Source organism: Chryseobacterium sp. BIGb0232, from assembly GCF_024810195.1.
GTDB classification, from domain to species: domain Bacteria; phylum Bacteroidota; class Bacteroidia; order Flavobacteriales; family Weeksellaceae; genus Chryseobacterium; species Chryseobacterium pennae.
This window is the reverse complement of record NZ_JANUEH010000011.1, coordinates 160,908-179,052: the sequence shown is the minus strand read 5'-3', so window position 1 is coordinate 179,052 and position 18,145 is coordinate 160,908. Positions and strand designations below refer to the sequence as shown.

The window sequence follows — 18,145 nt, the reverse complement described above, 5'->3', positions numbered from 1 at the left end:
AAAACAAAAGCGGGGATATTTTCCCCGCTTTCTCATTTATTTTTTACCAGTTAACCACTGAGTTTGTAGTTTTAGTTCTTCCGGAGTCGGATTGGCTTTGAACTGGATTTTTTCCTTGTCTATTTTATCAAGAATAGCTTTTCCTTTAAGAGTCATTTTTTCATTTTTACCGGCATTGTCTCTTAAAATTGTTACCGTTACTTCCTGACCCTCTTTAATGGTTCTGGTATAGCCCATTAAATCTGCCAGCTTGTTGATGTCGATTACTCTTCCATCTATAGCAAGTACCTTATCTGTAATTTTAAACCCAACGCTTTTTGCAAATGGAGATAAAGCTGCATCTTCATCAAATGCTAACGCTTGGGTTCCCGGATCGTAACCTGTTTGAGTAGGATCTTTAATAAACCAGAAAATAGGAGGAAGTTCCTTTTTGCTTACTTCTACTCCTGCCATTTTCAGGTATTCTGCGTAAGGTGTAGGCTGGTTTCCTGCAATATATTTATTATAAAAATCCTTTATCTGAGGGTAGCCTGTTACAGTTACCAGTTCATCAATCAGCTTATCATCCTTGAACGGTTTATTTTCTCCGAACCTTTGGGATAATTTTCTGATCATATCACGATAGCCCATTTCTCCATTGGATAGCTTTCTTAGTTCAATATCCATACACATAGCTAGAAGAGCTCCTTTTTCATAGACATTTCTGTACTGATCTTTATAAGCATCCTGCAGTATATTTTTACTCATTACCGTAAATGGCATAGTATCATTATACTTCTTGGAGTTATTAATCTTTTCTCCGATTCTTTTAAGAAAATCCTCTTTGTTAATAAGCCCTTCCTGGATCTGGAACAGGTTTGCAAAATATTCAGTCCCGCCTTCGTACATCCATAAATGCTGAGACATTTTCGGATCAGCATAATTAAAATAATGGATTTCTTCGGAATGGGTCTTCAAAGGATTAACGGTATGGAAGAATTCATGAGAAACCACATCGGTAATGGTTTGGTCAATGGCTTCTTTAGGCATTCCTTCAGGAAGCACTACACTTGTAGATTCGTGATGTTCCAATGCTCCAAAACCATGAACATCAGGACCATCACCACCGGATAGGTAAAGCATGATCGCATACTTTTTATTGGTGTTCATATCCCCAAGGAATTTCTTCTGAGCCACTACCATTTTTTCAAGATTATCCTTGAAATCTGAGGCCTTATATTTTCCAGTCGGAGAATAAACTCCCAATACAAGATCCATTCCGCCTGCATTGAAGGTGATATAATCCGGTTTGGTGTACATCAGTGGTGAATCTGTCACCTTGGCATAGTTGGCAAGTGTATAGGTATCTGTAGATTCTGATTTATCCTGATCTACCAATGCCGTAGTTCCGTAGAAATCAGTGGGTTTTTGAACAATCAACTGATAAGGGACATCCTGCATATTTTCAATATATCCTACGAAACCATGGGTATTGATCATATAGACTTTTCCTGCTTCAATATCAGTTCCTGAAGGAGAGAATACAGCTTTATGCTTTGAGGTATCTGTTTCTTCATCGAAGCTGTCATTCACAAGATAGGAGATCTTGCTCAGGTTTTGGGCATTTTTTAATGAATAGCTATTATCGTTAACTTTTGTAAAAGCTAATTCTTTTCCTTTATTATCGTAAAACTTAATGCCCTCTATAAACCTTCCGTAATCATCTACAGAATAAGTTCCCGGAACCGTTTTGGGAAAGTGAAATTTAATATCTCCCGATTTCATTTTCGGGAATTCCATAGTAACGGCTACTTTATCATCTTTTACATTAACGAGGTCAATAGTGGTCTTTATAGACTGTGCATTTGCTAAAAAAGCGGCAAAAAGGCCTAAGCTAAGTGCTGTTTTTCTCATTAGGTTTAAATTTTATAGTTAAATAGTTGTTTTATTTCTGATTTTGTTACGGAGTGGAGTATTAAACTTTTCTTAAAGTTTTTAGTGTAAAAGAAAAAAGACAAATTTACAGCATGGTAAACTTGTCTTTTTTGTTAATCTATTGAACGTTCAAATAATTAATATAATAGTTTTTGTTCCATTCAACAGGAGTATTTTTCTTAAGCTTCACTGTTTGCCATTCTTCAGTTGGATTTATCGTCTGATCTCCATTGATGATGATCGGAAGCTTCAGGTTTTTCACTACATCTGTATATCTGAATTTCAATGTATCTCCGTTTTGAGAGTATTCAAGCGTAGGAATTTTGATGGTTCTCAGATACTGGTCAAAAACCGTAGAGAAATCAATACCTGCCTTTGATGAAATATAATCTTCAATCTGTTTTGTGGTAACGGTCTGATGATAGAAATCTTTGCCCAGCCCTCTTAAGATCTGTCTGAATTTTTCATCATTATTGATTACCTGTCTTATGGTATGAAGCATATTGGCTCCTTTCGGATACATATCACCGCTTCCTTCATTTCTTACACCATATTTTCCGATAATAGGAATATCATTGTGAATATTTCCTCTAATACCAATAAGATATAGATCTGCAGACTTTTTATCCAGATAGTTTTCTGTAAAAAGTACCTCTGAGTACATCGTGAAGCTCTCATGGATCCACATATCTGCCTCATCCTTTGCTGTAATATTGTTGGCAAACCATTCGTGGCCACTTTCATGAATGATGATATAATCCCATTTCAGACCAACTCCTGTTCCTGAAAGATCTTTTCCGCGGTAACCGTTTTGATAGCCATTTCCATAGGCTACATTACTCTGGTGCTCCATTCCCAGATAAGGAGAATCTACCAGTTTATAGGAATCTTCATAGAAAGGATAAGGGCCGAACCAGTGTTCAAATGCGGATAACATTGGTTTTACCTGCTCAAACTGTTTCTTTGCTTTTTCCAGGTTATAGTCAAGAACCCAGTAATCCAAATCCAGTTTTCCTTTTTCACCGTCAAAAGTATCTTTAAAATTTACGTACTTACCAATGTTCGGAATAATGGAGTAGTCATTGATAGGGTTTTTCACTTCCCAGGTATAAGTCGTCTTATTACCGGTGGTTTTTTTATCAATCAATCTTCCGTTTCCAACGCCTACAAGATCATTTGGCGTAATAATCTTCATCACAATCCCATTATCTGGCTCATCGCTCCAGATATCTTTAGTCGGAAGCCAGATAGAAGACCCGATTCCCTGCACAGCAGGACTCATCCATGGGTGTCCCTTTTCATCTTTAGTGAAAACCCATCCGCCATCCCATGGGGCATTTTGGGCAATAAGAGGATTTCCGGAATAATCTACATCAATAGTATATTTTTCTCCCTTTTTGAACTTTTTCTTTGCAGTGATCAATATAAAATCTCCATCCTGCTTATAGTTGGCAATAGGAAAGCTGGCTGTTACTTTTCCGGCTTTCATCGGTTGCTGAAGATCAATCTGAAATACAGGATTGGTAACATCCTTTATGATCTGAAAGCTGATCTTATTCGTTCCTTTAATGCTTTTCTGCTCAAAATCAGGTTCTACGGAAAAATCATATTTTTTGACATCCCAGAAATTTCTGAATTGCGTATTGGAGCCTTTTAATGTATCTTGTTTACTATAAACTTTGTCTTTTTCAAAGAGCTGCCCAAAGGCAATTCCGGAAACAAATAAAAGGGTGTATGACAGCTTTTTCATGTAAAATTAAATTAATAATCTTTCCAAAAGTATAAAATTAAATTAACAGCTGGATAGGGATAGTGCGAAAATAATGAGTAAAAGAAAGATTGATGTTCTACATAACGTGTTTAGCCGGATAAACTATTGAAACATATTAATTTCTTATTCTTAACCGTATTTACATCCTTGTCAAGGTTTTAAACCTTGACAAGGATGTCTGCCAGACTACTTTTGCGTGATAATCTAAAATAATCCAATATAAATAATATAGCGCTTTTCAATCTTTGACATTCATTCTTTTTTAAATAATTCCTGCGAATATCTTATAGAAATAACAAAGCCCGGAGGTAACCGGGCTTTTGTATAAGGTGAATTTTTAATGTAATTATTTCTGTACTGCAGGAAGATTTCCATTGCTTTTCTGTACTCTTTTATAAGTGAAAGTACACATCATAATACTGAATTCATATAAGATAAGTAATGGGAAAGCTGCCATCAGCATACTTAAAACGTCTGCCGGAGTGATGATTGCTGCCACTACCATGATTAATACAATCGCATGACGACGGTAAGTTTTCATAAATAAAGGGGTAAGAATTCCAATGCTGGTAAGGAAATAGATCAGAATAGGGAAAAGAAAAATAACTCCCATACCCAAAACTACCTGTAAAAATAATGTTGTATAATCACTCAGATCATAAAGAGGAACAATAATATCTGAAATTTTAAAGATTACTCCAAAATTAACAGCGAATGGAAGTATTAAAAAATACCCACATAAAACTCCGGTCATAAAAAGTATCCAGACTGAATTAATGATATAGATTGAATTCTTTCTCTCTCTCGGATGTAAAGCTGGGCCAATGAAGCGCCATAGCTCCCAAACGATATAAGGAAATGCTGCAACCATTCCTCCAAAAACAGAAACAGCCATCATTACATTGAACTGCTGATATAGTCTTTGTACACGTACCGGAAAATCCTTCGGAAGGTGAATACTGTCTTCTCCCAAAATCAGTCTTGAAAAATGATTAACAATTTTGAAAGTCGGGAAATCATTTCTTGTAGGTCCAAAAAAGATATGGTCCATAATCCAGTTGATATTGAAACCAACCGCAAAGGCTGCAATGATGATAGCAATAATCGAACGGACCAAATGCCCTCTTAATTCTCCAATATGCCCAAGAAAGGACATGTCTTTGTTATTGTCCATATAATAGAATCTGTCAAAATGCCAGCTGCAAATGCCAGCAGTTTAAGTCTGCGAAATTATGAAATAATAATCAGTATTTAGAATTTATTAGTCATGAATTTGTTCAGGTTTATATTACATATCTTTGAAGTGTTTTAACAATACATTCAGATATATTAACAGACAGCCTGAAATGACTATTTCAGGCTGTCTGTTAATATACTTAAGCTCAGGATTATTTCTCCAGAATTTCCAGTACTTTTTGCGCTACAGCAGCTCCGGATTGAGGATTCTGTCCGGTTACCAGATTTCCATCAGCTACAGCAAAAGGAACAAAATCATGGTCTGTTTTTACATAATGGGCTCCTTTGCTTTTCAGTACATCTTCCGTAAGATATGGAATATGGTCAGCCAGTTCTGCAGCAATTTCCTCTGAATTTGAAAAGCCTGTCAGTGTCTTTCCCTCAATCAGATTTTTTCCATTAGAAAGTTTTATATTGAAAAGTGCTACAGCTCCGTGACATACTGAAGATATAATACCTCCGTCTTCATAAATACTGCGGGCTATTTCCTGCAGCTCGGTATTATCAGGGAAATCCCAGATCACACCATGTCCGCCTGCATAGTAAATGACGCTATAGTCTTTAGGGTTGATCTCACCCGGTGTTAAAGTATGACCGAGTTTATTTCTGAACGTTTCATCAGCATAATATTTCCAGTCTACAGGCTGTACAAACATTTGCAGAGAAATAGGATCAAGCGGAGTATAGCCTCCTTTCGGACTTACAAAATCAATTTCATAGCCTTTTTCTGCCAGCTTTTCATAGAAATGAACGGCTTCTCCCAGCCACAGGCCTGTTGCTCTTTCCATATCAGGATATTTTTCCACACTTGTCACTACGATTAATGCTTTCTTTTTCATTGGTATTGTTCTTAAAAATTATAGAACAAAGGTTGTGATTTTTATAAAGCAATGCTAAGGATATACCTCAAAAAAAAGATGTGACACAGGTCACATCTTTATAAGTATAATCGGCTTAATGTTTCTCTTGAAACTCCCAGATAGCTTGCAATAAGCTGTTTCGGAATGTGGTCTATAAAACCGGGGTATTGTTTAATAAAATCTTCATAGCGTTCTTTGGCAGGCTTACTCATTAATGAGAGGATCCTTTGCTGCAGGGCTACATACCCAAAATTGGACTTTACTCTGAAAAAATGTTCCATTGCCGGAACTTTTGCACAAAGTGTATTTAAATCTTCATAAGATATAGCATATACTTCGGCATCTTCAATACAATCAACAGCCAGTGATGAGGTTTCCTGCTTAAAAAAACCGGCAAAATCTGAAATCCACCAGTTGGACGCAGCGAACTGAAGAATATGTTCTTTTCCTGCAGTGTCTATAAAGCTGCTTTTAACAATACCTTTTTCTATCAGAAAAATTTCATGTACAGGCTGATGTTCCTGTATGAGAAACTGTCTTTTCCGGAATCTTTTTTTCATAAAAAAGCTTTGAATAGCCTCAAATTCATCATTTGTAGGATTGATGATTTTCTGAATATGCTCTTTTAGGAAATGGCTCATCTTAATAAAGATTAATTAATTCCTTCATCAAGCAGTTTATGCAGATCAATGATTCCGAAATATTTTCCGTTTTCAGTTACTACAAGCTGACCAATATTATTGTTTTTTAAAATTTTCATTGCTTCTTTGGCAAGGGCATCCTTTTCAATAGTTCTTGGATTGGCAGACATAATGTCTTTAGCCAACACTTTACTGATATCTTCTCCCTTCATCAGCATTCTTCTCAAATCTCCATCGGTAATAACTCCAATGATCTGATCCTCATTGGTCACTACAGTAATCCCGTGGCTTGATGCACTGATGGAGATAATAACATCCCTTATCAGAGCATCTCCGGAAACCTGAGGCTTTTGTGAAGAAAGGAATTGCTCAACTCTGGAAGTAAGATTTTTACCCAGGCTTCCTCCAGGATGGAATTTGGCAAAGTCATTCGCTTTGAAATCATTCAGTTCCATCAAAGAAACGGCTAACGCATCACCCAATGCCATTTGAATGGTAGTGGAACTTGTAGGAGCCAGTTTATTAGGACAGGCCTCTACATCAACATGGGTATCCAGAATAATTTGTGAAAATTCAGCCAGTTTACTGCTTTTATTTCCTGTCATTCCTATCAGAGCTGAAGAATAATCCTTTAAATAAGGAACAAGGTTGGCAATTTCAGGAGAGTTTCCGGAATTGGAGATACAAAGTACCACATCCTGCTTCTGAATCACACCCAGATCACCATGAATTGCCTCCGAAGCATGCAGAAATTGAGAGGGAGTACCTGTAGAATTCAGGGTAGCAACAATTTTATTACCTACATGAGCAGATTTTCCTATTCCTACTACAATTAATTTCCCTTTTGCAGAGTGAATAATTTCTACAGCATGGGCAAATTGGTCGTCAATTCTGTTTTTTAATTTTTCTAGTTCTGAAATTTCAATTTCTAAAGTGCTTTTGGCAATTGATATAATGTTGGTTCTATCCATTTTATGACAATAAGGTATACAAAAAAGTTTTCAAAAAACGTTATATTTTAAAAACAATATTTAATATAAATTTTATTTTTTATAAATTCGTTCGCTTTTATTTTAAGCAGAATTTTTATAACTTTGGGTTAGATGCAAATTTAGCAATAGAAAATTAGATGAGCGCAAAAAAAGCCAATTTATCAGGCGAATTGAAAAAGTATTTTGGGTTTTCTACATTTAAGGGACAACAGGAACAGATCATAGAAAACCTATTGAACGGGAAGGATATATTTGTGTTGATGCCTACAGGTGGTGGTAAATCATTATGTTATCAGCTTCCGGCACTTATTTCTGAGGGGACGGCAATAGTTGTTTCACCTTTAATAGCGTTAATGAAGAATCAGGTAGATGCCGTAAACGGGCTTTCTTCTGAGGATGGGGTAGCGCATGTATTAAATTCATCATTAAATAAGACACAGACAAAACAGGTTTTTGACGATATTAAAAGCGGAAAGACCAAACTTTTGTATGTAGCTCCGGAATCATTGATTAAAGATGACTATCTGGACTTCCTGAAAGATGTTAAGATTTCTTTCTTTGCTATTGATGAAGCTCACTGTATTTCAGAGTGGGGACATGATTTCAGACCGGAATACAGGAACTTGAAACAGATTATTGATAAGATTGCCAGTGTACCGGTGATCGCTCTTACGGCTACAGCTACGCCGAAGGTGCAGGATGATATTCAGAAAACACTGGGCATGATCAATGCTTTGGTCTTTAAAGAAAGTTTCAACCGTCCGAACCTATATTATGAGGTAACTCCTAAAATTAATATAGATAAGGAGATTGTTAGATTTATCAATCAACATAAAGGAAAATCAGGGATTGTCTATTGTCTGAGCAGAAGAAAAGTGGAAGAATTTGCCCAGCTTCTGCAGGTCAACGGTATCAATGCACTTCCTTATCATGCAGGTCTTGATCAGAAAGTGAGAGTAGCTAATCAGGACAAATTCCTGATGGAAGAAGTAGATGTGATTGTAGCTACCATTGCATTCGGAATGGGAATCGATAAGCCGGATGTACGTTTTGTTATTCACTATGATTTCCCGAAATCTCTGGAAAGTTATTATCAGGAAACCGGTAGAGCAGGAAGAGATGGCGGTGAAGGGCATTGTCTGGCTTTCTATGATCCTAAGGACATTGAAAAACTGGAAAAATTTCTTGCTCAAAAACCTGTGTCCGAAAGAGAAATCGGGTTACAGCTTTTAAATGAGGTAGTAGGGTATGCAGAAACTTCAATGAGCAGAAGACAATATATTCTTTATTATTTTGGAGAAAGCTTTGATCCGGTGAAAGGTGACGGAGCTCAAATGTGTGATAATTCATCCAATCCTCCGAAACTGAAAGATGCAACTTCTGATTTAACAAAGGCACTGGAACTGATTCATGATACAGGAGAAAAATTCAAGTCAAAAGATCTTATTTCCGTTATTGTAGGAAAAGAAACTGCTGTTTCCAAGTCTTATAAGCTGGAGCAGAACTCTTATTTCGGTTTTGGGAAAGAAGAAAAAGATAACTATTGGAAGACCATTTTAAGACAGGCAACCGTTCAGAATTTCTTACAGAAAGATATTGAAACTTACGGTGTTTTAAAGATGACAGAAAAAGGAAGAAGTGTATTGGCAGGTAAATCCAAGAATATTTTCTTAATCGCTGAAGACAGGGAATTCGACCTTACACAGGCCAAGGCAGATAGTGATCAGTTGCAGCAGCAGGCAGGAGGAGGCCTGGACCAAAAGCTTTTTACCTTATTAAAAGAATTAAGAAAAAAAGTAGCCAAAAAGCATGGTATCCCGCCTTACACGGTATTTATGGATCCAAGTTTGGAGGATATGACAGTTCAATATCCTATTACATTAGATGAAATCAACAAAATTTATGGAGTAGGAGAAGGAAAGGCCAAGAAATATGGTAAAGAATTCGCTGACTATATCAAAACCTATGTTGAAGACAATAATATAGAACGTACTCAGGACATGGTACTGAAACAGGTGGCCAATAAATCCAGTCACAAAGTGTTTATCATCCAGAGTACAGATAAAAAGATTGATCTTGAAGATATTGCAAGAGCCAAGAACCTTTCTATGGATGAACTTCTGAAAGAAATGGAAAGAATTGTGTATCAGGGAACGAAGCTTAATATCGATTATTATATTGAAGACAATTTTGATGAAGATATCGTAGATGGCTTCATGGAGTTCATGAACGAGTCTGAAAGTGACAGTATGAAAGTCCTGCTGGATGAGTTTGGAGATGAACTGTCTGATGAAGAGGTAAGAATGCTGAGAATTAAGTTTATCAGCGATGTTGCAAACTAAGGAATGAAATATGAAAAAAATATTAAAAGCTCTTCTACTGAAGAGCTTTTTTATTGTAATTTATAGAAGGATAATGATTTACATTGAATGTTGTTTTAAAGAAAAACTATATTATAATTTTATTCTTTCTCATGATAATCATTGCCTATGATTGTTTTGTAAGGAAGATTTATACTGATGTACAATTTTATCAGAGATAAAATCTTTGCGCTTTACAGCAGCAGATATTAAAAAATCCTTGCGTCTTTGCAAATTCCAACAAATACATATCTGAAAGTTACAATTACGCTGTCTTGTTTACAATGACAAAAGGAAGATTTGACTTGTAACTAAACTTTTTAGTAACTTTAACTGATGAAAAAAATATCTGTCATATTTATTCTGCCGGACCTAGAAACCGGAGGTGCAGAAAGAATAGTTACCACCATTGCAAATCATCTTTCCAGGGATCGTTTTGAACCCAAGATTTTGCTGTTGCGTAAACAGGGCGGATACCTTAATTTTCTGAAAAAAGATGTCGAAATTATAGATATCAATACCGATAGGATCAGACATTCCTTAAAACCTATTTTAGGAGAGATCTATAGAAGAAAACCTGATATTGTATTTTCCGGATTTGGAGAAGTGAATGCCTATTTATCATTATTTATCAAGCTTTTTCCAAGAACGAAGTTTATTGCCAGGGAAACGAATGTGGTTACCCAACACGTAACGAGAAAGGAAATCAAGTTCTTTTATAATTTTTACAATAACTACCAGAGAATTATTGCACAAAGTGATGATATGATGAAAGATCTTGTGGATAATTTTAATATTAAAAAGAAAAAAATTATCAAGATCAATAATCCGGTAGACTTTGACTTTATTGATGAAAAACTAAGAACTTCCTTGAAGCCTGATGGATTTAAATACAATTACAAAAATGTAGTAGCCATTGGGAATTTATCAGCCAGAAAAGGATTTGATAACCTGTTGAAAGTATTTTCAAGGCTCAAAAGCGAAAATATAATGCTTCATATTCTGGGGGATGGAAAAGACAGGGATGTTCTGCTTCAGATGAAGGAATTTTTAGGATTGAAAAATGTAATCTTCCATGGCAGACAGGAGAATCCTTACCAGTTTTTAAAGTATGCCGATCTGTTTATTCTTTCTTCAAGATATGAAGGCTTTCCCAATGTACTTCTGGAAGCGGGAGCATGCGGAACCTATTCTTTAGCCAATAATTGTCCGGGAGGGATCAATGAGATCATTCAGCATAATGTGAATGGCGAGATTGGCAATATTGAAGACTATGAAGACTTTGCCCAGCAAATCATAAAAGTGATGCATGGAAATTATAATCGCGATGCGATAAAAAATTCCATTAAATCAAGGTTTTCAAAAAATATTATTTTAGATAAATATGAAAAGGTATTATTGGACTTAATCTATAAATAGTCAATATCATAAGGATGAAAACAATCGCATTTATTGCCTGCATGCTTTTTTCTATTACAGTAATGGCTCAGAAAAGCCAGATAGCCAGAAAAGAGTTGCTGAAAGCTTCAATGAATCAAAAAGTAACTACTGCTAATGTTCAGGAAATAACAATGGCAGGAGGACAGGCTGCACCCAAACATTTGCATCCATGTCCGGTCATTGGAATCATACAATCCGGAGAAGTTATTTTTCAGATAGAAGGTGAGGAAAGTGTTATTCTTCATGCAGGAGATGCTTTCTATGAACCTAAAAATGTTAATATTCTTCATTTTGATAATGCCTCAAAAGAAAAACCGCTGGTTTTTACAGCAATTTATTTGAAAAAAGGACATGAAGAAAATATTAAGTTTTTTAAATAATCGTTGAGAAAAAACATTAGTTGATTTTAAAACTGATAAAGTTTATTTTGATGGGTGATCACTTTGGTTACCCGCAATTCAAATCAATTCCTTAATATGATATTGGAAAGCATTTCTTTTTCAGGAATTATTGTTGCATTGATGTGTATGGCTTTGTTGCTTTCCAAAAAGAAAAAGGTTTCTTCAGATTATTATCTTATAGCTTGGCTTTTGGTTGCTGCTACTAACCTGATCTATTATTTATTTCCATCCTTACTTCCTGAAATCATTCAGCCTTTTGGTTTTGCGCTTCCTGTGCTCAGTATGGGAATGCTTTACCTGTATGTTATTTCGATTACTTTTAATATAGAGTTCAATGTAAGCTTCCTGATTAAACATTCTTTGTTTTTTATCTGTTACAGCTTATTATTTATTGGAATTTCATTGTTTTACAGTCAGATCGGATTTAACAACAGCATTCCGTTTTTTATAGAAAAACAACAGAATAAAATGCTGGATCTGCTTACGTTTCCAATGGCGATTGTTCCCGTGGTATATATCATTTTGTGTTTTCTGGCTTTAAAAAGATACCAGAAGATGCTTCCCGAATATTATTCAGCACTTGAAAAAATAAACCTGAACTGGCTGAAATATATCATTGTTTCTTTAATTATACTCTTTATCGGGGTTTTCTGTATGATTGCTTTAGGAACACGGGCGGACCTCATTCCTTTTGATAAGATTTTTCAGATTGTTGCAGTAGTGCAAAGTGGCTATTTATTGTGCATTGTGTTCTTTAGTTTAAGGCAAAGTATTGTATTCAATCAACAGGCAACTCTTGATAGGAATACTGTGGTTATCAAAGAAGAAAAAGACGATGTTCAGGATAAAGTCTATTCCGATATCCTCTCCCAAAGATTATTACAATTCATGGAAACAGGCAGACCTTATCTTGACGAAGAGTTGAGCCTGCAGAAATTGTCTCTATTAATGGATGTTTCCACCCATCAGCTTTCACAGACGATCAATCAGGGACTCAACACCAACTTTTACAAATTTGTGAATGCTTACAGAATAGAAGAAGTTAAGAAAAAGCTGGGAGATCCTGTGTTTGAAAAATATTCAATCTTAGGAATTGCATTTGAATCAGGGTTTAATTCAAAATCTACTTTTAATAAGATCTTTAAGGAAGAAACCGGAATGACACCATCCGAATTTAAGAAGTCCGAATCGATTAAAAAAGAGTCCTAACCGATCATTTAGGACGACCAGACTTGTGTTTTATGGGATTTTTGCCATCAAAAAACTATGGACACACCTCTTCATTTAAGTAACATTATTGTACATGTCATCAGTGGAACCATTGCACTTATCATTGGGTTTCTGATTCTGTTAAAAACAAAAGGAACCTCATTACATGTAAAGCTCGGATACTTTTTTGTGTATTGTATGATCGTTGTGGTAACTACCGGTGCTTTCGGAGTGATTGTATTTAAAAGAAACCTTTTTCTGCTGTTGATTACCATTCTGGCCGCCTATAATACTTATTCGGGATTCAGGATTTTAAAGGAAAAATCAAACCGTTTTTACCTCAAAGACCTTTTGGCGATGCTGGGTGCCTTAGCCATAGCTTTGGTGTTTGTGCATTACCTGAAATTTATTGGTTTCTATTGGAATCCAGTGGTTATTTACTCTGGTGTAGGCTATTTGCTGCTGGTGGTTTCATATGATGTATTTCGATATTGTATTCCGAGAGCCCGATATGGAAATCTTTGGCGTTATGAGCATTCCAGTAAAATGATCAGTGCGATGGGAGCGCTTTTATCTGCTTTTATCGGAACTCTTTTACCGGATTATAAACCCTATAGCCAGATTCTTCCGTCTCTGTTGATGACTTTGATAATGATATTTTTTAATATTAAAATTTATTTCCGATTGAAAAAATAAAATACTGTAGCAAAGCCATAAATCTTTGTGTTCTCAAAATATCAGACTTTGTGTATAAAAGACTTTGTGTACTTTGATCGTAACTTCATATTGAGGTGTTTTTAGTATTTTTGCGTTTCAAATAAAAATAGAATGAAAATGATTCCTAAAATAGGATGCGCTTGTGAAAAACCGGACCAAAATTATACTGAATACAGAAGTTCCGAGTTGGGGATAGATCATACCAACGGAAGGCACGGAGAAGTAAGTATTCAGCAGTGTAAGTTATGCCAGAGAATATGGATTCATTATTTTGTTGAATATGAAAATTATTCCCAATCAGGAAGATGGTACAAAGGAATTGTTTCGAAAAAAGACCGTTTACAGATAACTCCGGAAAACGCAGTAGAGTATCTTGAAAATGTTGAATGGTATGTTTATGGAGGTTCTTTTTTTGAAAGTACAGGAACGATCGGAAATGGTAGACTGCAGCTAGATTGATGACCGCGTTAAGGTATTTAAAATTTTTTGATCTCAAAATTGATAAAACTCACTTTGGTGCTTGGTAATTTATATGTAAATTTGTGAGAATTAAGATAGATAATAATAAACAAATTCATAAAATAACATGAGTCAATTCGATGTTACCGTAATAGGTTCTGGTCCTGGAGGTTATGTAGCTGCGATCCGTGCAGCACAGTTAGGTTTCAAAACAGCAATTATTGAAAAATATTCAACTTTAGGCGGAACTTGTCTTAACGTTGGATGTATTCCGTCAAAAGCGCTTCTTGACAGCTCTGAGCATTTCGAAAATGCAAAACACAATTTTGCAGGTCACGGAATCATCATCAACGAGCCTCAAGCGGATATCGCAAGAATGATCGAACGTAAAAACGAAGTGGTAGATCAAACGACTAAAGGAATCAACTTTTTGATGGACAAAAACAAGATCACTGTTTTTGAAGGATTGGGAAGCTTTGAATCTGCTACTCAGATTAAAATCACTAAGAATGACGGTTCTTCTGAAACGATTGAATCTAAATATACCATCATTGCAACAGGTTCTAAACCATCTTCTTTACCTTTCATTACTCTTGATAAAGAAAGAGTAATTACTTCTACTGAAGCTTTAAACCTTAAAGAGATCCCTAAGCATTTAGTAGTAATCGGAGGTGGAGTTATTGGTCTTGAATTAGGTTCTGTATACTTAAGACTGGGTGCTCAGGTAACTGTAGTTGAGTTTATGGATAAAATCATCCCTGGAATGGATGGAGCTTTAAGTAAGGAATTAACTAAAGTTCTTAAAAAACAAGGAATGAAGTTTATGCTTTCTACAGCGGTTTCTGCAGTAGAAAGAAACGGTGATACTGTAAAAGTTACGGCTAAAGATAAAAAAGGAGAAGAAGTAGTTGTAGAAGGAGATTACTGTTTAGTTTCTGTAGGAAGAAGACCTTATACAGACGGTCTTGGTCTTGAAAAAGCAGGAGTAGAACTTGACGAAAGAGGAAGAGTAAAAACAAACGACCACCTTCAGACTAACGTTGCTAACATCTATGCAATCGGAGATGTGATCAAAGGAGCAATGCTTGCTCACAAGGCTAGTGAAGAAGGAACTTTAGTTGCTGAAATATTAGCAGGTCAAAAACCACATATCAATTATAACCTAATCCCGGGTGTTGTTTACACTTGGCCTGAAGTTGCTGGAGTTGGTAAAACTGAAGAGCAGCTGAAAGAAGAAGGAGTAGCTTATAAAGTAGGTTCTTTTCCAATGAGAGCATTAGGAAGAAGCCGTGCAAGTGGTGATGTTGATGGTCTTGTTAAAATTATTGCAGACGAGAAAACTGATGAGGTTTTAGGAATGCATATTATAGGAGCAAGAGCTGCTGACCTTATTGCTGAAGGAGTAATTGCTATGGAGTTCCGTGCAAGTGCTGAAGACATTGCAAGAAGTTCTCACGCACACCCAACATATGCAGAAGCGATTAAAGAAGCTGCATTGGATGCTACAGAAAAAAGACCTATCCACATGTAATATTTGATTAAAAATTTAATCATTTAAATAATAAAAGAGGAGCAACTGCTCCTCTTTTTGTTTACCCATATATCTCTTTTTGTCATTGCGAGCAAAGCGAAGCTATCTCAAAGTCACAATTTTTTTGAATGGCTTCTATTGTAAATCACAAAGATTTTATCTCCGATAAAATTGTATACTGTTAAAATATACTTTTGTAATCGCTACGAATTCACGAATGATTTTTATTAATGTATAAAATATGATAATGGAAATATTTTGAAAGCTTTTCATTGCTGAGAATCTTTGATTCTCTTGCGCCTTAGCGTTTTCCAATAAAATCCCTAACCTACCAGAATTAGAAAGATTTAGGTGACAATAGCCTCCAATAAACTATCCGTTCATCTACATAATTCTCATTTTATCGTAAAATTTCGAATTTTTGGGAACAATATTAAACTGTATTCCGAAAGTAATCCCCTTAAAATATTTTTCTTTGTGTATTGGGAAAGCATATCCTGTATTGAGGAATACAGCATTAAATAAAGAGATTCCAATTCTTGGTTCCAATGCATACTGATTGATCGAAGCGCCATACAACAGTCCGTTATTAAGGAAAGAAATGTTAGCCTCAGGAATAAATTTATTGGTCTCATCAATTCGTGTATAAAGTATTGACGGTCCCAGAATCACAGATTGATAATTGGAATTTCCGAGTCTGAATTCCAATCCGGCCTGTAAAACATTCCTTCCGCTGTAACGATAGGCCAGATTAATGGCTGCTCTATCCAGGATCTGGGCATTGACAGTGATGAGGGAAAGAAGAAATACTACAGCAAAATATCTTTTCATGTTATTTTTTATTCAAATGTACAGGTTTTAAAGACCATCTGAAATATAAAACGATTCTTAAAACTATAGATTAGGTTAATCTTCAAATTTCCGTACCTTTGTAAGCTAATTTTATCATCAATGCAACTCGGAAAAACTCAGACTTTACAAATTTCAGAAAAAAATAACTCAGGATGGTTTCTTACAGATGAAGAATCCGGTGAAAAAGCTTTTCTTCCTAAAATATTCATTCGTGAAGAGAAGGAAGTAGGAGAGTATGTTGAGGTTTTTGTATATCAGGATGATGATAAATTGAAAGCGACTACTGAGATTCCTTTGGCAGAAGTAGGTGAATTTGCGGTAATGAGCTGCGTACAAAGTCTTCCAAGCGGGGCGTTTATGGATTGGGGAATCATCAAAGATTTGTTTATTCCGTATAAACAGCAAAAAGCCAAGATTATTGAGGGAAAAAGATACCTGGTTCATATTTATGTAGATGAAGCTATGGATCTGATCACCGGAACCACAAAATTCAAAAGAAATCCACAATATGAAGATCTTCCGTTCAAAAAAGGGGATAAAGTAGACCTTATCATGATGAACGAAGGTGAACTGGGCTGGAATGTTGTGATCAATAAAAAATATATAGGTTTGATATATGCTTCGGATGTATTCAAGAAGTTGTATCCATTATCTGAAGAGAAAGGATATATCAAAACCATTCGGGAAGATGGAAAAATTGATATTTCCTTACAGCCGGAAGGATTTGAAAATATTGACGAATTCAAACAAAAAATTCTGGACAGGCTGGAAGAAAATTACGGTCTTCTGTATGTGTCTGACAAATCTACTCCTGAAGAGATTAAAGATGAGCTTCAGATGAGTAAAAAGAACTTTAAGAAGGCGATAGGAGGCCTTTATAAGGATAACATTATCGAAATTTCAGACGACAAAATCAAATTATTATAAAAAACAAAAAGAGCAGAATTTTCTGCTCTTTTTTGTTGATACCTGCTTCTATATTCATTTCGAGAAATACTGATGTAGCATTTACCACTACAATATCCAATTTTAGCATTCAAAACTTTATTTCAAAAATATGATGTAAATCATAATAATTTCGTTTAATTTTTTTGTTTAACAATTTTGTCAAAAATAAAATTTGATATAAATTTGCACAAAATTGTTTAACAATAATGTCAAATCAAGCAAAAAAAGACCAAACACAGGAATTGATCAAGGAGACAGCGAAGAAATTATTCTTTGTGAAAGGAAAATTTGATGCTACTACGCAGGAGATTGCAGATGAAGCAGGAGTGAATAGAACCCTTATTAATTATTACTTCCGATCAAGAGACAAACTTATTCAGATCATCTTTGATGAAGCACAGAAAGTAGAGCAGGAAAAATCAAAGATTATCCAGAATTCTGAGCTTCCCTTTAAAGAGAAGATCAGTCAGTTTATAGAAAGCAGCCTTGCTACAAGCCTTCAATATCCTTATCTGGAAACATACATTGTTTCACAGATCAATAAAGGAACCTGCCATCACAGGGAAATTGAGGAAGATATCCTGGATAAAATGTACAGCGATATTGAAAAAGAAATGGAGCTAGGCAACATTGAGAAAATGGCTCCGGTTCAGTTTATTCTGAACATGGTTTCACTATTGGTTTTTCCAAGTGCCGTAAGACCTTTATTCATGGAGAATTTATTAATTAGTGACGAAGAATATGATGAGATTATTTCCGTGAGAAAAGGGATCATTCTCAATATGTTATTTAAAAATTAAAAAAATCTAAAGTA

16 protein-coding genes are annotated in these 18,145 nt (G+C 35.4%); 9 read left to right on the top strand and 7 right to left on the bottom strand.

The features are described 5' to 3' along the window. Positions 1 to 36: 36 nt before the first annotated feature. The 6 genes from M2372_RS20855 to M2372_RS20830 all read right to left on the bottom strand — a co-directional run bounded on the left by M2372_RS20855 (position 37) and on the right by M2372_RS20830 (position 7,393). On the bottom strand, positions 37 to 1,893 hold the full coding sequence (locus M2372_RS20855; RefSeq protein WP_123318917.1) for a PDZ domain-containing protein: 1,857 nt from the start codon (positions 1,891 to 1,893) through the stop codon (positions 37 to 39). A gap of 139 nt (positions 1,894 to 2,032) precedes the next feature. Beyond that, entirely contained in the window at positions 2,033 to 3,664 is a 1,632-nt protein-coding gene (locus M2372_RS20850) for a M1 family metallopeptidase (protein ID WP_123318918.1), read from the bottom strand. 367 nt (positions 3,665 to 4,031) lie between these two features. Continuing rightward, positions 4,032 to 4,859 (bottom strand): twin-arginine translocase subunit TatC, encoded by an 828-nt coding sequence (tatC, locus tag M2372_RS20845; RefSeq protein ID WP_123318919.1) that lies wholly within the window; start codon positions 4,857 to 4,859, stop codon positions 4,032 to 4,034. 214 nt (positions 4,860 to 5,073) lie between these two features. Continuing rightward, on the bottom strand, positions 5,074 to 5,760 hold the full coding sequence (locus tag M2372_RS20840) for a type 1 glutamine amidotransferase domain-containing protein (protein WP_115971655.1): 687 nt from the start codon (positions 5,758 to 5,760) through the stop codon (positions 5,074 to 5,076). 98 nt (positions 5,761 to 5,858) lie between these two features. Continuing rightward, positions 5,859 to 6,422, bottom strand: coding sequence for a Crp/Fnr family transcriptional regulator (locus M2372_RS20835; RefSeq protein ID WP_115971656.1), 564 nt, complete (start codon positions 6,420 to 6,422; stop codon positions 5,859 to 5,861). Between the two features lie 11 nt (positions 6,423 to 6,433). Beyond that, positions 6,434 to 7,393, bottom strand: a complete 960-nt coding sequence (locus M2372_RS20830; protein WP_115971657.1) for an SIS domain-containing protein — start codon at positions 7,391 to 7,393, stop codon at positions 6,434 to 6,436. Positions 7,394 to 7,551: 158 nt separating this feature from the next. On the opposite strand from M2372_RS20830, the gene recQ reads away from it, so the two are divergent. The 7 genes from recQ (at position 7,552) to lpdA (ending at position 15,531) form a co-directional block, all read left to right on the top strand. After that, positions 7,552 to 9,756, top strand: coding sequence for a DNA helicase RecQ (gene recQ / locus M2372_RS20825; protein ID WP_123318920.1), 2,205 nt, complete (start codon positions 7,552 to 7,554; stop codon positions 9,754 to 9,756). Positions 9,757 to 10,110: 354 nt separating this feature from the next. Next, the gene (locus tag M2372_RS20820; RefSeq protein ID WP_123318921.1) at positions 10,111 to 11,193 is read left to right on the top strand and encodes a glycosyltransferase; all 1,083 of its coding nucleotides are present in this window, start codon (positions 10,111 to 10,113) and stop codon (positions 11,191 to 11,193) included. A gap of 14 nt (positions 11,194 to 11,207) precedes the next feature. After that, entirely contained in the window at positions 11,208 to 11,594 is a 387-nt protein-coding gene (locus tag M2372_RS20815; protein WP_123318922.1) for a cupin domain-containing protein, read from the top strand. 96 nt (positions 11,595 to 11,690) lie between these two features. Continuing rightward, positions 11,691 to 12,824 (top strand): AraC family transcriptional regulator, encoded by a 1,134-nt coding sequence (locus M2372_RS20810; protein ID WP_123318923.1) that lies wholly within the window; start codon positions 11,691 to 11,693, stop codon positions 12,822 to 12,824. A gap of 57 nt (positions 12,825 to 12,881) precedes the next feature. Continuing rightward, complete coding sequence (locus M2372_RS20805; protein WP_123318924.1) at positions 12,882 to 13,520, top strand: hypothetical protein; 639 nt, start codon at positions 12,882 to 12,884, stop codon at positions 13,518 to 13,520. Positions 13,521 to 13,658: 138 nt separating this feature from the next. Further along, positions 13,659 to 14,000: a hypothetical protein gene (locus M2372_RS20800; RefSeq protein ID WP_148060741.1), complete on the top strand. Its 342-nt coding sequence runs from the start codon at positions 13,659 to 13,661 to the stop codon at positions 13,998 to 14,000. Positions 14,001 to 14,127: 127 nt separating this feature from the next. Then, entirely contained in the window at positions 14,128 to 15,531 is a 1,404-nt protein-coding gene (gene lpdA, locus M2372_RS20795) for a dihydrolipoyl dehydrogenase (protein ID WP_115971664.1), read from the top strand. A gap of 384 nt (positions 15,532 to 15,915) precedes the next feature. On the opposite strand, the gene M2372_RS20790 is transcribed toward lpdA, so the two are convergent. Continuing rightward, positions 15,916 to 16,362, bottom strand: coding sequence for a hypothetical protein (locus M2372_RS20790; protein ID WP_123318926.1), 447 nt, complete (start codon positions 16,360 to 16,362; stop codon positions 15,916 to 15,918). A 120-nt stretch (positions 16,363 to 16,482) separates the two neighbouring features. On the opposite strand from M2372_RS20790, the gene M2372_RS20785 reads away from it, so the two are divergent. Further along, entirely contained in the window at positions 16,483 to 17,310 is an 828-nt protein-coding gene (locus M2372_RS20785) for a S1 RNA-binding domain-containing protein (RefSeq protein WP_115971666.1), read from the top strand. 227 nt (positions 17,311 to 17,537) lie between these two features. Then, entirely contained in the window at positions 17,538 to 18,131 is a 594-nt protein-coding gene (locus M2372_RS20780; protein ID WP_123318927.1) for a TetR/AcrR family transcriptional regulator, read from the top strand. Positions 18,132 to 18,145: the final 14 nt, after the last annotated feature.

What these genes read in the sequence shown, in the direction of transcription:
- M2372_RS20855 (WP_123318917.1), bottom strand. Translation starts at nt 1,893, where the DNA reads ATGAGAAAAACAGCACTTAGCTTAGGCCTTTTTGCCGCTTTTTTAGCA.
- lpdA (WP_115971664.1), top strand. Translation starts at nt 14,128, where the DNA reads ATGAGTCAATTCGATGTTACCGTAATAGGTTCTGGTCCTGGAGGTTAT.
- M2372_RS20810 (WP_123318923.1), top strand. Translation starts at nt 11,691, where the DNA reads ATGATATTGGAAAGCATTTCTTTTTCAGGAATTATTGTTGCATTGATG.
- M2372_RS20820 (WP_123318921.1), top strand. Translation starts at nt 10,111, where the DNA reads ATGAAAAAAATATCTGTCATATTTATTCTGCCGGACCTAGAAACCGGA.
- M2372_RS20830 (WP_115971657.1), bottom strand. Translation starts at nt 7,393, where the DNA reads ATGGATAGAACCAACATTATATCAATTGCCAAAAGCACTTTAGAAATT.
- M2372_RS20815 (WP_123318922.1), top strand. Translation starts at nt 11,208, where the DNA reads ATGAAAACAATCGCATTTATTGCCTGCATGCTTTTTTCTATTACAGTA.
- M2372_RS20800 (WP_148060741.1), top strand. Translation starts at nt 13,659, where the DNA reads ATGATTCCTAAAATAGGATGCGCTTGTGAAAAACCGGACCAAAATTAT.
- M2372_RS20780 (WP_123318927.1), top strand. Translation starts at nt 17,538, where the DNA reads ATGTCAAATCAAGCAAAAAAAGACCAAACACAGGAATTGATCAAGGAG.
- M2372_RS20785 (WP_115971666.1), top strand. Translation starts at nt 16,483, where the DNA reads ATGCAACTCGGAAAAACTCAGACTTTACAAATTTCAGAAAAAAATAAC.
- M2372_RS20805 (WP_123318924.1), top strand. Translation starts at nt 12,882, where the DNA reads ATGGACACACCTCTTCATTTAAGTAACATTATTGTACATGTCATCAGT.
- M2372_RS20790 (WP_123318926.1), bottom strand. Translation starts at nt 16,362, where the DNA reads ATGAAAAGATATTTTGCTGTAGTATTTCTTCTTTCCCTCATCACTGTC.
- tatC (WP_123318919.1), bottom strand. Translation starts at nt 4,859, where the DNA reads ATGGACAATAACAAAGACATGTCCTTTCTTGGGCATATTGGAGAATTA.
- M2372_RS20840 (WP_115971655.1), bottom strand. Translation starts at nt 5,760, where the DNA reads ATGAAAAAGAAAGCATTAATCGTAGTGACAAGTGTGGAAAAATATCCT.
- M2372_RS20850 (WP_123318918.1), bottom strand. Translation starts at nt 3,664, where the DNA reads ATGAAAAAGCTGTCATACACCCTTTTATTTGTTTCCGGAATTGCCTTT.
- recQ (WP_123318920.1), top strand. Translation starts at nt 7,552, where the DNA reads ATGAGCGCAAAAAAAGCCAATTTATCAGGCGAATTGAAAAAGTATTTT.
- M2372_RS20835 (WP_115971656.1), bottom strand. Translation starts at nt 6,422, where the DNA reads ATGAGCCATTTCCTAAAAGAGCATATTCAGAAAATCATCAATCCTACA.